The organism is Paenibacillus sp. FSL L8-0435 (assembly GCF_037965655.1).
Lineage (GTDB): Bacteria > Bacillota > Bacilli > Paenibacillales > Paenibacillaceae > Paenibacillus.
Genome location: NZ_CP150185.1, coordinates 5,382,723 through 5,399,145 on the forward strand (window position 1 = coordinate 5,382,723; position 16,423 = coordinate 5,399,145).

General features: G+C 46.8%; 8 protein-coding genes. All 8 read right to left on the reverse strand.

What is annotated here, in order from left to right; translation table 11 throughout:
• Window positions 1–194: 194 nt before the first annotated feature.
• The 8 genes from pulA (NST33_RS24000) to NST33_RS24035 all read right to left on the reverse strand — a co-directional run bounded on the left by pulA (NST33_RS24000) (window position 195) and on the right by NST33_RS24035 (window position 16,383).
• On the reverse strand, window positions 195–3,095 hold the full coding sequence (gene pulA, locus NST33_RS24000) for a type I pullulanase (RefSeq protein WP_339305402.1): 2,901 nt from the start codon (window positions 3,093–3,095) through the stop codon (window positions 195–197).
• Window positions 3,096–3,552: 457 nt separating this feature from the next.
• On the reverse strand, window positions 3,553–5,601 hold the full coding sequence (gene pulA, locus NST33_RS24005; protein ID WP_221824700.1) for a type I pullulanase: 2,049 nt from the start codon (window positions 5,599–5,601) through the stop codon (window positions 3,553–3,555).
• Between the two features lie 170 nt (window positions 5,602–5,771).
• Window positions 5,772–8,927, reverse strand: coding sequence for a DUF5704 domain-containing protein (locus tag NST33_RS24010; protein WP_339305405.1), 3,156 nt, complete (start codon window positions 8,925–8,927; stop codon window positions 5,772–5,774).
• 543 nt (window positions 8,928–9,470) lie between these two features.
• The gene (locus NST33_RS24015; RefSeq protein ID WP_339305407.1) at window positions 9,471–10,730 is read right to left on the reverse strand and encodes an S-layer homology domain-containing protein; all 1,260 of its coding nucleotides are present in this window, start codon (window positions 10,728–10,730) and stop codon (window positions 9,471–9,473) included.
• Window positions 10,731–11,079: 349 nt separating this feature from the next.
• A complete protein-coding gene (locus tag NST33_RS24020; protein WP_339305409.1) occupies window positions 11,080–12,591 on the reverse strand; it encodes an extracellular solute-binding protein in 1,512 nt (503 codons plus the stop codon).
• A 220-nt stretch (window positions 12,592–12,811) separates the two neighbouring features.
• A complete protein-coding gene (locus NST33_RS24025; protein ID WP_339305411.1) occupies window positions 12,812–13,924 on the reverse strand; it encodes a glycoside hydrolase family 88 protein in 1,113 nt (370 codons plus the stop codon).
• A gap of 24 nt (window positions 13,925–13,948) precedes the next feature.
• A complete protein-coding gene (locus tag NST33_RS24030) occupies window positions 13,949–15,448 on the reverse strand; it encodes an extracellular solute-binding protein (protein WP_339297767.1) in 1,500 nt (499 codons plus the stop codon).
• Window positions 15,449–15,510: 62 nt separating this feature from the next.
• Window positions 15,511–16,383: a carbohydrate ABC transporter permease gene (locus tag NST33_RS24035; protein WP_076212380.1), complete on the reverse strand. Its 873-nt coding sequence runs from the start codon at window positions 16,381–16,383 to the stop codon at window positions 15,511–15,513.
• Window positions 16,384–16,423: the final 40 nt, after the last annotated feature.

Genomic DNA, 16,423 nt, shown 5'->3' on the forward strand with positions numbered 1-16,423 from the left:
TCCTTTGGCCGAATCGTGGGCCATATCTATATTTACCCCAATGATAGAGGATCTCAAACACAAAACAGGACAATTAATTATTTTTTGGCAAGTTATGCAGCTCATAATCAGACCAAAAAAGCAGTCGGAATCTCTTCCAACTGCTGGTTTAACAAGGTTTTGACGAACTACATTCGACGTTATACATAAAGAAACTATGCGCTATTACGATTCTCCGTTTTTTCGCTTTCACGAATGATCTGCATCTCGTCTGATCCGCTACGGACAATAATGTGCACATCACCGTCTTCAGGTACAATGTCGACGTAACGGTCTCCGCACGTATCTTTAGCTTCCCATTCGTTTAATCGAATGATCAATCCCAGGTGATGCAGACCCGGAGCAACGCGGAAGCGGGCTTCGGCGGCATTTCCGACTTGTTCCAGCCGTACTGCTCCGTCCTCCATACCTGTGCCCCATATCCAGACATCCCAACCTTCATAGTGCTGGTCTTCCCGTTCGTATCGAAGCGTGACGGTTCGCGAAATTTGTTTATGAATCGTTACGCCAAGCGTTGCCCGGATTCCTCCAGCTTCAGCAATAATATGGGTTACTCCAGGTGTCATCGCACGTACGATCCCTGCTGCACTCACCGCTGCAAGTTCTGGGTGAGAAGAGCTCCAGCGTATATTCGAATCCTGAAGCGGCTGACCAAATTGATCCAGAACCAAGGCACGGAAGCGACTGATTCGAGTCATATACATGACAGGTTCGCCCACAATTTCGATTCGTTCAGCATGACGATAATCCACTTGTAACATACAGCTTGCCGTTATGTTCCCACAATGGACTGTAATCGAAGCTTCCCCTCGTTCCAGTGCATGGATTGTTCCATCAGGCTGGATCTGAATGATATCCGGATCAGAAGAAGTCCAGGTGACTGGAGCTTTTTCTACCACATTGCCAATGCTGTCCCGTACGATCGCTCGCAGTTGAGTGGTCTCCTTCGGACTATATACCTGGCGAGGAAAACTAATCTCCACTGTTGATGGTTCAGCGCCTCCAGCATGCTCTGTGTCATACAGTACCATTAAAGACCATCGTTCTACCTGAACAGTACCACGAACAGTCTCGATCAGGTCTGTGCCTGCCTGATGATCATTGACTACAACATGCCAGTCTCCTTCTCCCAGGTCGACATGCTGCTCATGTTCCGTTCCGTTATAGATGACCAGAATCTGATTCCAGGTGTCCTGATTCGCACCATACTGAAGTATAAAGGCAACTACGTTGCCATCCGCACGAATAACACGAAGGTGATTTCGTACCTGTTCAGCATCAATCATACGAAAAGCGGGATGTGTTCGCCGCAAATGAATAAGACCACGATAGTAGTCGAACACCGGTCTGAACCGTGATTTGTTGGCCCATGTGATGGCGTTCACCGCATCCCCGCTTCGATAACTGTTATGATCACCGGCTTTGGATCTGAGCATCTCATCCCCTGAATGCAGAAACGGAATTCCCTGAGAAGTCAGCAGAATGCCCGAAGACAGTAAAGAGCGACGAACCATCTCATGATTCAAAACATCATCTGCATCCACATACCGATAAGGATCTGCTGCTTTTACAGCGGACTCAGCACTCCCGCCACCCACGGGCTGTCCGTCCTTCCATACGGGAAATCCTAATTCATGTCTAAGGTTCATTGTTGTCGCAATTTTGTCCCACAGATTGAGATTGTCATGGGCAGTTACATAATTGACAACTTCCACAGGTGAAGATGTGAAATCATCCAGTGCTCCCGCTAATCCCCTAATAAGCTCATATTCCTGCCCTCCGGCACCCGTGACAAACCCTCTGCCACTGCCATCACTATCGCCCTTGATTGCACTGCGAAAATGATCATTAAATACTGCAAACCCCTGACCTCGCTGGGTTCCTTTTAATGTTTTACGGTCCAAAGGTGAATCTCCACCCATCCAGGGTTCCCCATAGATCAGAAACGCCGGATCGATCTGTTCCTTCAATTCGCGTGTCAGTTCATTCATCGTTTCCGTATCAATCAGGGCCATAAGGTCAAATCGAAATCCGTCCACATGATATTCTTCTGCCCAGTATCGGAGAGAATCCAAAATATATTTTCGCACCATTGGACGTTCTGTCGCCAATTCATTGCCTACACCAGAACCATTACTGAGGGTGCCATCCTCCCGATAACGGTAATAATAGCCTGGTACAACTCGTTCAAAAGGCCCCTCTTCCACGCTATACGTATGATTATAGACAACATCAAGTACAACGCGAATGCCTTGTCTGTGCAAGGATTGAACGAGTGATTTGAGCTCCCGGATGCGAACTGCAGGATCACGAGGATCTGTCGCATACGAACCTTCGGGAACGTTATAATGCTGGGGATCATACCCCCAGTTGTATGGTGCTTTGACAGTTGAACCCACTTCTGCCGTAGCAAGTTCATTCACCGTCTGATAATCCGCCACAGGCAGAAGATGTACATGAGTAACTCCCAGTTCGGCAAGATGGTCTACGCCAATACTATTGCCTGCTCTATCCGTCAGACCGGATGCCGTGAATGCCAGATATTTTCCCTTATACGGAATGTCTGCATGTGGATCCGAGGAGAAATCACGGACATGTAACTCATATAACACGGCATCAACAGGACGCAGAAAAGCAGGTTTGACATCCAGGTCCCAATCGATCGGATTGGTGGTCTCCAGATCTATAATAGCCGTTCGTTGCCCATTTGCCGTTACCGCTCTGGCATAAGGATCAACAACGACTTCAATCCGCTGATCATCATGGATAATTCGGTACATATAATAATGTCCTGCCCAATCGCCGCTGAGCTTCAGACTCCATATTCCGTCCGCATCACGTGTCAGAGTATGTTCCTGCCCATTTTCATGATCTTGTACCTTACCACTATCGTTGTAATGCCCTTCATCGTCAAAAATCAATATATAAACCTGTTGTGCCGTAGGTGCCCACAATTTAAAAGTACTTGCTGCACGAGTATATGTTAAGCCAAGATCGTTGCCTTCGTAACAAAAAGAAGTCCATTCCGGCATCGTTCCCACCGCCTTTATATCCATTGATTTCGTGTTGTCCCGATGTTACGGAGCGGGACGTTGTTTGTCAACCCGGGGTTGTCTGTACTCATCATATCGGTCCAATTTGCGTATTCAATTAGCAATCGCTTTCAAAATATAGGATATGAAAACAAGCGCCATAGATTGACAGCATTTGTACCTGTCCTGACAAAAAAAGTCTGGAATATACAAGAATATAATGCAGGATGTCATTTGGTTGAGATTAAAATGCACCAACAGATGCACAGCATAAAGAAGGTCAGACATGACAAGGTATAGCCTTGCGACCAAGGCAATGGTTTCTGACGCATCAACAAATCCCCCTTTCATACAGAAAAGGGGGATTTGTTTTATCTCAATTTATTTGATTAGATTGGATTGGATATCTAGAACGGGCCTTAGTAGCGATTTTACTAATGGTTTGTTGGTACCCTTCAATTCTTGGCAAGCATTGCGTTCATCAGGAATTGGAATACATTACCGTTAGGGATATCGCATTCACATGTACCTGTCCGTCCTGTATGGTACGTATCGTATCAACGCCTGCTTGTCCTTTTTCTACAATCACATTCCATGTCCCTGTGGGAACAGCGATGTCACGGTTTTCTTTTGCTGCGTTATAGATAACAACAATATGTTCCCATGAATCGCTGGCTGCTGTACCGTTCAGTTCATAGGCTAGCAGCCCATTGCCTTTTTCTATTAGACGAACATACTTCTCGATCTCTTCCCGTGTACGAAGCCGAAAGGCTGGATGTTCTCGCCGAAGACGGATCAGCCCACGATAATAATCAAATACCGGCTTGAACAGCTTCTTCTGCTCCCAATGTATGGCATTAACCACGTCTCCACTCTGATGGCTGTTGGCGTCCCCATATTTGCTTCGAAGCAGCTCATCTCCAGCCGCGATCAGGGGAACACCCTGGGAGGTTAAAACGATACCATTGGCAAGCAAACTACGGCTAACGGTCTCATTCTCCAGAATGTGTTCCGGATCAATCTGCAGGTAAGGCTTAGCCTTCTCTACAGCCTCTTCCACGCTCTCGCAACCACAAATACTTCCATCCTCGTTATAGCTGAGGAAATTCAGGGTATCGTGGAGTCCTTGTGTACGCGCGACTTTATCCCACAGATTGAGATTATCATGCACGGTTACATAGTTAATCGTCTCGGATGGATCATCCGTAAAATCCTGAATGGCTCCCCGGACGCCAGTCCACAATTCGTCTTCTTTCCCGTCCGCACCTGTCGCAAATCCCGTACCCATGCCATCGCTGTCTCCCTTGATCACTCCGCGGTAATTATCGTTAAACACAGCAAAACCCGCCCCGCGCTGCGCTCCTTTTAGAGTCATATCATCTCCAAGCGGCGAATCCAGTGCACCCCATGGTTCACCATATAACAATATGGAAGGTGACACTTCGGTGTGCAACTCCGCTGCAAGCTGTTTCATCGTAGTTGTGTCGATCAGGCCCATAAGATCAAATCGAAAACCATCCACATGATACTCCTCCGCCCAGTAACGGACCGAGTCGATGATAAATTTGCGAACCATGGTGCGTTCAGTAGCTACCTCATTGCCCGTACCTGAGCCATTGCTATAGGTTCCATCGGCGTTTTGACGATAGTAGTACCCTGGTACAAGTTTTTCAAAAGAGCTGCCTGCCGTATCAAACGTATGATTATATACCACATCCATAATTACTCCTATTCCCTTGTTATGAAGGGCAAGCACCATGGATTTGAACTCACGAATTCGTGTCTCCGGATCATCTGCACGTGATGTATAGGAACCTTCCGGGACATTGTAATGAAGCGGATCATATCCCCAGTTATAGTTGGAGCCATCAGACGTATCACCATCTACTCTGGATTCATCCACCGTCGCAAAATCAAATACAGGCAGCAGATGCACATGTGTAATCCCGAGTTCAACCAAATGATCGATCCCCAGTCTGTTGCCCTCCGAATCACGCAGACCCGTCTCGGTGAAAGCCATGTATTTGCCTTTATTCGTTATACCAGATGAAGGATGAATGGAAAAATCACGTACATGCAGTTCGTACAAGATTGCATCTACAGGACTGGTCAATTGCGGACGAATATCCTCACTCCATCCATTCGGATGTGTCTGCTCCAGTCTGACAATTACACCCATTTCTCCATTCATGGTCACTGCTCGTGCGTAGGGATCTACAGCATGGGTTGAATGTCCATCTTCGAAAGTAGGCTTGTACATGTAACGGTAGCTGTTTAAATCACCCTCCAGTTCCAGAACCCAGATGCCTTGTTCTTTCTTTTGCATAGGTAACGCCTGCTGTTTCTGTTGATTGGGCTCTTCCTCCGGGCTCCCCCCTGTCAAAGGTGGGTATAGAAGTAGTTCCATCTGAACGGCTAACGGTGACCAGACTTTAAAGTGACAGGTTTGTGCTTCTAATGTGACACCTAAATCTCTTCCTTGGTATGTATCTTCTGAAATCAATAGTTCCTGCTTATCCTCTTCAATCATGTGTGTTGTTCCCCTCTCGTTGAGAAAATTGATGAACATGGATGATACGAGTGCTCCTTACCCTTTATACCCGTTCTGCTGCCCAACCATAATCCGAATTACACAAAAGAAGACAAACGTCATGTAGATTCACATGACGCCTGCCTTCTTTATGGGTAAAACGATTCTCTCTAATGCGGTACCTGGGATTGGAAATCATTCCGGCTGGATTGATCGGCGTGGTACAAAACCACGTCCCCATCTTGCATCGGCCAGCTTCTCCCCTGATTATCTACCGGGTTGTTATCCAAACCTTCCATTTGCCATTGATTCATCAACGGTGCGTGAATATATTGCAGATGTGGCGCACTCGTATTGCCACTGCGCAATGTTTCGATATTGAAGTTAACCACAATGTAACCGTCTCTCAGAAATACTATTGCCTTCTCATCCAACTGTTTTTGTCTGGCAAGTGGCTCTAAATCGGTTCCTTTGGGTACTGCATATACATCTGCTGGCAAGCTATATTCCCCATACCAGCGCTGAATCGCTGCATTCGCCCGATCAACATTAACACCAGATGGAATATCTGTTTTTGGGCCAATGAGTGTACGGATCTGTGAAGGAAGAATCATCCAATCATAACGACCTACCCACGTTATATGATGAGAGGTCTGATCCACGAAACGAACCATATGTTCCGCCATTGTACCCTGATTGCGTTCCTCCTCCGACAGTTCATAGGTATACTGATAACGCGCTGTATCACCTAACTCCGAACCGGGGACATTTCGCAAACGTGAGTTCAGGACAACAAAGCGTTTTTCTAAATCTTGTGCCGATCCAATACGAATGAGTCGTTCCTGTCCTCGATGGTAGTATAAATCCACTCCTTGCCGGGTGGTGCCATCTTTACTCACAAAAGAGAACGTCGGCGTGATTCGGATACCATCCTGTTTCCCAAACATATTACCCTTGGTTTTCAGATCAAACTTGAAATGGTAACCCGTCTTCACTGCAGCATTTCGGAACCCCTGTACCGGATGACTGCCAGGACGAACTGGCAGGACATAGGGAGCCAAATTACCTCGGGGATCTCCGTCTATACTGTTTTCTCCGGTCCAGTAGCTTACACCCGTTGGTTCGGGGCTGCCCATCCGCTTACGGAACACATTCTCCCAGTTGTAGTCTGAAATATCGGTGATATGAAAATCATATAATCGTCCGATAACCTCTACAGCAACGGTATCTGCTGCGACATGATGAGTCAGATTCGTATTGGCATCCTGTTGTCCTGTGAAGTTTGCAGGTGCATTTTCGGCGATATTACGAAACTCGACTTGGTAATTCCCTTCATCTACCCATACAGGAAGATAAAAACGGGTGTCCAACTGATTTACCGGAATATCCACCCATGTCATGGCCGGAATAAACTGACTTCTGGCACCGTTATAGACATCGAATGGAAAACGAACCTGTTTGATCCGGAAATATTTCGCATAATCATGGTTTCCATAACCAGGGTAACTCGCTACATCCAGATGCTGCCCTGAAGTTGGGATCCGTACAATAAACGGACGCTCTAAAATAAGTGCAGCTCTGGTCGGATCAGGCGTAGTCTTCTGATTATGCGGCTGATCATCTGACACCCAGGCATAGTTCACAACTGGAGTATGTACTGTCACCGAGTTGATGCCCAGAGTGGGGAACTTCTGATCCTGACCTCCGTTAACATTGCCAGGGAGCAGTCCATACGTAATCTCACCCGTGGTTGGCTGGTTAGCTTTGTTCATCAATGTGTTCTTGATTGTCAGACGGTTCTGGTACAGAACATTTTCTCCGATCATGCCAGGTTGGGGGATCGTGCCAGGTCTTGGAGTTGTTTTCTCCACCGGGGCAGGATCCATAATCATCCCTCCATTAAAGACTACCTTGTCGTTATTAACGGTGTTCTCTCTAACCTCCGCTTCAGCTTCAGATTGAAACAATGACGTTTCATCTGGCGTAGGCGGTTCAGCCGAACCCCCTGGAACCCCTTTGATACCAAGATCAATTTCTCGACATAGCGCAGGTTTCACATGATTGGTAACTGCTGTATCCATAGCCGATTGCAAAGTCGGTGGTGTATATGCATTGGGCGTCAGGGTCACGGTGTCACCATAACCGCCTAGCGCATAGTTAGATACCTTTGCCTCATTTAACTTATATACCTCCAGGTTATCGATCTGCCAATAGCTATATGTCCGTGTTACTTGCATATTTTTATCCCCAGGCACATCAAGTTCTTTGGGCTCAGGAGGTGTTCCTGGATCCCCCTCACCACTAGACGCTCTTCCCGGGATCGTCCAGGTTTTATGATACACCCTTTTCACTTTAACGGTGTAAGTCACCGTTCCTGTCATGTTAACCCAACGGTGCTGAAACAGATACCCTTTGGCTAAGACATTAGCGTAGAGATCTTCCGAAGTCGGAATACCACGAGTGACATCAAACTTCTCAGCTCCTCGATCGTCTGCCTTCAGCACGCCTTGAACAGCTGGGTCCATGACCGATGCTTCAATAACCGTGCCTCTACTCGGTGGGCTGATGGTCACAGGGCAAGCGTTCACAGGGTCGCCCCCCGGATCACCATCATTACCACCTTCTCCATTATCTGTGCAGTCCTTCACCTCAAGCACCTGAGTCCCTTGTTCATTCAGTTGCTGAGCAGAATCAAGAAAATGAGCTTTTATGGTCGTGCTACCCACGATCCCTTTTGTCGTGATTTTGCCATCTGCGCCGATCGTTGCCACAGCCGGATTCGAGCTCTGCCACGTCAATTTGGGATGAGCCGTCAGTTTATGAACAGAGCGATCCGGTTTGGTTAGAACGGCTTCTGCCTGTAGAGATGTCGTATTGGCTTTACAAGCATTCGGCAGATTTACAACGAGTCCTGGCTCAGACGTGACAGTTATGGTGGCAGTATCCGAGATTAGATATGTACCATTGTTCCAGATCGCACGCACAGTGACCGTGCCCGGACTTTCGGCCGTTAACATCCCTGTTTTCAACTCTATACTCGCAATTGTCTCGTCAGAAGAAAACCATTTGATCTCCGCTTCCCTTCGCGTTACGTCGATGCCCTCACCAAAGGCTGTGGCACCATAGCCCTTCGTCTTCACCTTGGCTACCATCTGCTGAGTTTGACCTAGGGTAAGGGTTGAATCTGGGGTTACATCGATTTCTTTTTCTTCCTCCAAATCGCCTTCCCAGATGATATCCATGGGTGTAAAATAAGAAGCATTGTATTTAGGACAGCCCGCCGTTGTTTGCCCACCATTTGCGAAAGGGCTCTTCTCGGTTGGCACATGGTACCCTCCAGTAATTGTTCTTATTGCAACAATTGTTGAAGGAAAAGGTGGGGTAGGGTCTCCCACACCAGTATATGAATCTTGATCTGCTCTCCCCTGATAATTAACATCATGGATTCGGACATTAAAGATACTTGAGACTTCTACTCGTCTGGAATTATAATCAGGCCAGTTTTCTGCAGGCCATCTACTGAAATCTACACTATCTGGAACTTCTGTAGCAGCAGGAAATGGACTGGAGCAACTCCCTGCATTATTCGCATAAGTTGGTCCCCCAGCATGGTCAGCTCTAAATTGTCCGCTATCCACTTGGTACCAATATACCCCTGGCCTCCCTACAGTAGGAGTGGCTAATATTGTAACCTTCCGAGGGTTTTTCATAGATTTAGGTCCATACTCATCTGTAGCAGCATGAACAACGTTCATAGGTACGTACAATACTAACAATAATAATATTTGTGAAATAAATATACTCACTAAAATAATAGCAGAAAAATAATTAAGCTTTTTCATTACAACTTACTCACCATCCTGATAAGGCTACCTTTGAATTTTAAATTCTCCTTCTGTATCTGATTTCAAAAAATAAGACCAAGATTTATTCCTTAAAGTCGATGTAGTCCAAAATCTTTTCTGTAATCCTTTTTTTATAAGTTCTCCTGAGTCCATAGGAATTGTCACATTACTCTGTTTCTTAGCCAAATCTAAATCAAGACGATTAAATTGTATTAACGAATCCGAAAGACCTTGGTTAAATGTAATTAAATTCGAGGTTTCTAAGTTAGATGTAAATGACACATCTGCAAAAGTCCTATAGGAGCCACTTGCGTACTTATCCGGAAGAAAGAGCTTCGCGTAAATACCCTTCGGCTTATTTTGAGTAGCGTCTACAACGATAAAACGATGAATTTTTAATACACCCGAGTTATTTCTTAAATTGATATTTCCTTTTGATAAATCAGATATCATGACCGAACCTGAACTATACCTATAATTACTAATGGTCGTTAAATTCGTACCCGTCGTGCCGACCTCTCTCATCTCATTCAGGTCACTATATTTCCCGGCATCCGTGCCTTCTACGTCCATATAACGCAGCAAAATGGCCGATACTTCTGCACGAGTGGTGGAATCCGCTGGTTTTAATGTGCCATCCTGGAATCCACCGACAATGCCCGTCCCACGGACAAGGGCAAGATACGGAATCTGTTCGGCACGAATGGTGCCGCGGTTCACTTCCGGTGTGGGGAGAAGCGTATTTTTTGTATCGTTAAAAGCATTCTGGAAGCTGGCTCCGGACTTAATCAGTCCATTGGCAATCCATTTCATCATCTCGTAACGTGTCAGTTCCGCATTCGGATTGAACCCTTTGGCGTAATCGCCAGCGTTAATGAATCCTTGTCCGACAAGCTGGCTAACCGCCGCTTCAGACCAATGTCCCTTGAGATCAGCAAAGGGATTCTGCCCCTCTAGCTTCTCCAGTCCAGTCGCACGGGCAAGTATGGTCGCATATTCCCCACGCGTGATTTTGCCATTGGGACGGAACGTTCCGTCTTGGTAACCTGAGATCAAGTTTTTTTCATACGCTTTGGCAATTGTTGCTTGAGCCCAGTGGCCCTTGATATCCTTGAACTTGCTAAGGGCAGTGTCACTTGTTCCCGATGCGGCATTCGCTTTTGACGTCAAATGTACGGGGCCAACGGGCAATAGTATTCCTACCAATACAGCTGTCGTTAACAACCCGACAATCCAACCGTTCCGTTTTTTCTTCTTCTCGTGACCTTCAATCTGCTTCTTCAATCTACTCACGCTCCTATGTACCTTAGTATGGGGATGCTTTACTTGGTCAGCCTAGTCACTTCTCTTCATAACCAAAACCTAAATTTGCCATAATAATCAATATTCTACCATGTTATACTAGGCTATTGGTATTATTTTTCGTCCATCCCCATCACGTCAAGGCGTGCGCCCCTCCTTCCATAGACCCACTTCATTCGCCTAAAACACAAAAAAAGGCCATGAATCCGCAGATTCATAGCCTTATGCTTTAAGGGTGTGGTCTTTCTTATGATATTGAAAAATGAACTCACTCATAGAATAAACCATATCATTCCATTTGATCAACCCTTTTTTTTTATTTCAGCGAGCTTTATTTCCCGTTTAATTCCTTGTAGGATGCTTCCAATTCCGTGATCAATTGATCACCACCAGCTTTTCTCCAGCCTGCGATTTCCTGCTCCCAACCAGCATCATCGATTTTCCCCATAATGTACTTGGTCTGCGCATCCCAGATCATCTGATCCAACTCCTGACCACGCTCGGTATAGATTGCGGAAGACAAGGTGAGTGCCGGATTGGCGATGGCATACTGCTCATTCTCACGCGCCATCTTTGTACCTTTCATACCAATGGGAACATCAACCAGTTCAGCTACGTTATACCCTTCAATACTTAACAAATTATCGCGATATGGCTTCACTTCACGCTGATAAGCGTCAAAATCTTTGAGTTCGGTTTTCCCATCCGCAGTCTTGGTGTAGTGCACATCGAGCAATCCACGGAGCTGCAACGTACTCAATTCCTCATCCATCAACTGGTCCAGGAACGTAAGAACCTGCTTCAATTGCTCCTCATCCGTAACGGATGCCTTCGGGATGACCAGCATTCCGTAGTTTCCTGGCTCCCCGGCGATACGAATACCATCGGTTCCCTGGAAAGGAGCCACGTCAATCTCCCCATCCGGAGCGTTAGGTGTAAGTCGCTGCTGAGAGGACTTTCCGTTCTGGGCCACACCGTTAAGCTTCATGCCAACCAGGCCGGAATCCATTTTTTTGTCCGCATCGGAAGGGTCCAGGGCAGGGAAATCACTATTAATCAGTCCCTCGCTGAACAGTCGCTTGAAGAGTTTCATTGTGTCCACATATTCGGTGGTCAGGAATTCCGGGGTCAATTTCCCGGCATCATCCACTCCCCATTTATTAACGCCACCGATACTTACAGCGATCCGCGTCAGAGGGGACGAGACACCTTCATTATATTTTTTGAACAGCAGCGCACCATACGTATCCTCTTTACCATTCCCGTCAGGGTCGTCCTTACGAATGGAGCGCATCACTTCATACCAATCATCCAGCGTTTTGGGTATATCCAGCTTTAATGTATCAAACCAGTCCTTGCGATATACGATCGCAGTCCGTCCAATATCCCGGAAGTTCGGAATACCGTAGACCTTGCCTTCAATTTTGATATTGTTAAAATAAGCTTCGGATTGGGCAGAAAGATTCTTATAATCCTTCAAGTAAGGCCCCAGTTCCCAGAACAGTCCCGTTTTGGCAGCATTAAATGTTGTCGGTACATAATTCACACGCATAATGGTAGGCATCTCACCTGAAGCAACCATAACATTCACCTTATCATCAAAAGCAGACTGCGGAATCCACTGTACATTAACATCCGTATTTGTATATTCCTCAATCTTCTTTTCAATCCCGTTCTCCTTGGCCGGTATATCTCCTACCTGCATTAAAGAGATGGAAATGGGAAGTTTACCTTCCCCTGCAGCAGGTGCTTTTTCTCCCCCGCAACCTGCAAGCAATCCAGCGGACATTGCACCAATTACAACGATTCCGCCTAAACGGGACATTGGACCTTTTGGACTCATGAACCATCTCTCCTTTTGGATAAGGTTATGTACACAGACCACTCCGATGACAGAACAACCTTCAGATCGCTGTTATCCCCAGATTTTTTTGATTCCCTTCTAAACAAGGGGAAAATCCGGGGATAGCCTATGCTTTCGATGTAGCTTTCTTTCAGAAAGCTTTTAGGCGAACGCTTCGCTTCCTCAAGTTATTTCTGTCCTCTACGTTCTCATGTACATGTTAGTTGGACTTGTAAAGTTCAATCTCCACTCCCGCCAAAATGAACGGAGCGACCGACTTCGGATCATTGATCCGAATGGACTCGGTCACATAATACTCATAGGACCCGTCGCGATACGGGCTTCCTCCAAGACCGGCTCCGCCGTTACACTGCGTCAGGGACAGTACGCCTTCACGGTCCGTTTGCAGCAGATGCTGCAGCAGACCCTGATATCCTTTTTCCGCAATCGTTTTGAACTTGCCACTTAGATATCCTGTACGCACACCTTTGGCCAATGCATAGACAAACATCGAGGTCCCGGAAGCCTCCAGATAGTTCCGCTCACGTCCCGGTTGATCCAACAAATGTGGCCATAGTCCGGTCTGCTGGTCCTGTACATGCACTAGTGCGTTTGCTACCCGTTCGAAGATACCCACAATCTGTCCGCGCTGCGGATGATCTACCGGCAGATAATCCAAGGTATCCACAACCGCCATCACATACCAGCCCATCGCCCGACTCCAGACATGTGGAGAACATCCGGTCTCTCCCGAACTCCAGCGCTGCTCTTTGCTCTCATCCCAGGCATGGTACAAGAGACCGCTACGCGGTTCACGTGTGCGTTGCTCCACCAGCAAGAGCTGCAGAGCCGCCTTGTCATACCACTTCTCTTCACCCGTCACTGCGCCATACTGGGTCAGATACGGAGTAGCCATGTACAATCCATCCAGCCACATCTGGAAAGGGTAAATCTTTTTGTGCCAAAACCCGCCTTCACTCGTATGTGGCTGTCCCTTAAGCTGAGTCATAAGCAACTCCGCAGCTTTGCGATACTTCTCTTCTCCCGTTTTCTCATGCAACAGGAACAGTGATTTTCCCTGATTGATCTGATCCAGATTATATTCCTCGATTGTATAGGAGCGAATGGAGCCATCTTCCTGAACGAAATGATCCATCAGCTCACGAATGTAGTCAAAATACTTTTGCTCCCCCGTGTGTGTATACAGCTCCTCCAGTGCTTTCAAAAAGCAGCCGTTCTCATAATGCCAAGTGGCGTACAGCTCATGGTTGCGATAACTTTCCATGAATTGCTGTGCCATGCGCACCGATGTGAATTGCAGTGTTTCCTTCATGATCAAGCCTCCGCTTCCGGCTCTTTATTGAGCCTGTTTTTTGTAATCTTCGGCATATTCCTCACGAATCTTGTTTCCACCAGCATTGCCCCAATTCTCGATTTCCTTTTCCCAGCCACTTTGATCGATCTTGCCCATAATGTATTTGGTTTGTGCATCGGCAATCACCTGATCCAGATCCGCCCCACGGTCACCATACGTTGGAGAATATAACGTCAGCGCAGGGTTTGGCACAGCGTGCTCCGCCAGTTCCTTGGCAAGTGTCGTACCTTTTTCACCCAGTTCGGTATCCTTCAATTTCGGTACGTTATATCCTTCCACATAAGGAAGGTTGTCACGGTAAGGCTTCACTTCACGCTGGAATGCATCGAAGTCACTCATCTCCACTTGATCTTCGCCCACTTTGGTGTGATGTTTGTCTTCCATACCACGCATCAACAGGGTAGCCATCTCAGGGTCCATCAATTTATCGAGGAAGGAGAGCAGATCCTTGAGTTCTTCTTCCGATTTCACCGTTGATTTAGGGAATGCCAGAATTCCGGAGTTACCCGTCTGTCCTGCAACACGATCTCCGTTCGGTCCAAGCAAACCAGCGATGTCTACCACACCATCCGGATTGTTTTTGGACAGACGCTCTTGCTGACTTTTTCCGTTCTGAGCAACACCAACACGAATACCGACAACACCGGAATCATACTTTTTCTCCGCTTCTGTAGAGTCGAATACGGCAAAGTCCTGGTTCAGCAGTTTCTCATCGTACAAACGTTTCAGCAGATCCAACACCTGCATATATTCCGGTGTCATGAATTCCGGCGTGAAGCTGCCATCATCCTCGACTTTCCATTTGTTAGGTGCACCAAAGCTTACGCCAAGGCGAGTCGTGAAGGAATATTGGTCCTCATTGTATTTTTTGAAAAGCATCAGTCCAAATGTATTATCCTGACCATCTCCATCCGGATCGGAGGTAGCCAGCGTTTTAATCGTTTCATACCATTCATCCGGTGTCGTTGGCACCTTCAGATTCAGCTTCTCGAACCAGTCCTTGCGATAGATCACTGTAGCCCGCGCAATATCCGAGAATACGGGAACACCATAGATTTTGCCCTCTACCTTGATGTTGTCAAAGAAACGCTCGTTCTGTGCCGACAGATTTTTGTAATCTTTCAGCAAAGGCCCCACTTCCCAGAACACGTCATTACGCATTGCACTGGTCACCGTTGGATTATATTGCACCTTCACAATTTTCGGCATATCACTTGAAGCGATCATTACGTTAATTTTGTCATTGTAGGCCGAAGCCGGAATCCACTGGATATCCAGTTTGGTATTGGTATACGCTTCAATCTTTTGCTGAACTTCATTGCCTTTGCTTGGCACATCACCCACCTGTGCAATGGCTATGGACACATTTTGTACGCCGCCCTCGGCAGCCTGACCCTCGTCTGATCCGCATCCTGCCAGCAAACCTGTCACCAGTGCTAGTGTGCTCAAGACAGCTACGGCTTTCTTTTTTGTTGCTTTCATAACATGAAAACCTCCCTTTTTTTATGCAGTCATAGTGAACTGACTTTGAACCATCTGACGACTCAACCTTTCACCGAACCCAGCATCACTCCTTTGGCAAAGTGCTTTTGCAGGAATGGGTATACCAGCATAATCGGAATCGTGGAGAATACGATAACTGCCATGCGAATGGTAAGCGGCTGGATCTCGGTCTCTTCGATACTCGTATCGCCGATTCGGCTCTGTGCCAGAATGACAATCTCACGTAGCCAGACTTGGACAGGCCACTTCTCACTATCGTTGATATAGATAACAGCGCTGAAGAAACTGTTCCAGTGGGCCACCGCGTAAAAGAGTGAAAATGTCGCCATGGCTGGCATGGACAACGGCAGGACAATCCGGAACAATACGCTGACATCGTTACATCCATCAATTTTGGCTGCATCCTCCAGTTCATCGGGAATGGCTTGGAAGAAGTTTTTCAGTACAATCAAGTTAAATGCACTAATAGCGGTCGGTAGCATCAGCGACCACAACGTATCCGTCAGGTGCAAGGATTTTACGACAAAGTAGGTTGGAATCATCCCGCCACTGAAGAGCATCGTGAACAATACACCGAGCAAAATGGGCTGACGTCCACGCAAATATCTTCTGGAGAGCGGATAAGCCATAAGTGACGTAAACAGCAGGTTAATGAAGGTACCAATCACCGTAATATAGATCGATACGCCCAGACTGCGAATCAAGGTATCTGTAGAGAAAATGTAACGGTACGCAGCCAGAGAGAACTCTTTGGGAAAAAGAATAAATCCTCCCTTAGCCACTTCATGCGGACTGGTAAACGAGACGGCCAAAATATAAATGAATGGGATGACCGTCACGATTCCAATCAACAGCAGCAAGCCATGATTGAGAATATCAAAGATCCGGTTGCCCCACGTTTTATCCTGTTGCATCTTAATGTTCACTCCTGTCTGGTGAAGAACGTCTGCACCC

Bases quoted from the DNA above. Each gene is read 5' to 3' on its own strand.
- NST33_RS24025 (WP_339305411.1), bottom strand. From the start codon at position 13,924: ATGAAGGAAACACTGCAATTCACATCGGTGCGCATGGCACAGCAATTC.
- pulA (WP_339305402.1), bottom strand. From the start codon at position 3,095: ATGGATATAAAGGCGGTGGGAACGATGCCGGAATGGACTTCTTTTTGT.
- NST33_RS24030 (WP_339297767.1), bottom strand. From the start codon at position 15,448: ATGAAAGCAACAAAAAAGAAAGCCGTAGCTGTCTTGAGCACACTAGCA.
- NST33_RS24035 (WP_076212380.1), bottom strand. From the start codon at position 16,383: ATGCAACAGGATAAAACGTGGGGCAACCGGATCTTTGATATTCTCAAT.
- NST33_RS24020 (WP_339305409.1), bottom strand. From the start codon at position 12,591: ATGAGTCCAAAAGGTCCAATGTCCCGTTTAGGCGGAATCGTTGTAATT.
- pulA (WP_221824700.1), bottom strand. From the start codon at position 5,601: ATGATTGAAGAGGATAAGCAGGAACTATTGATTTCAGAAGATACATAC.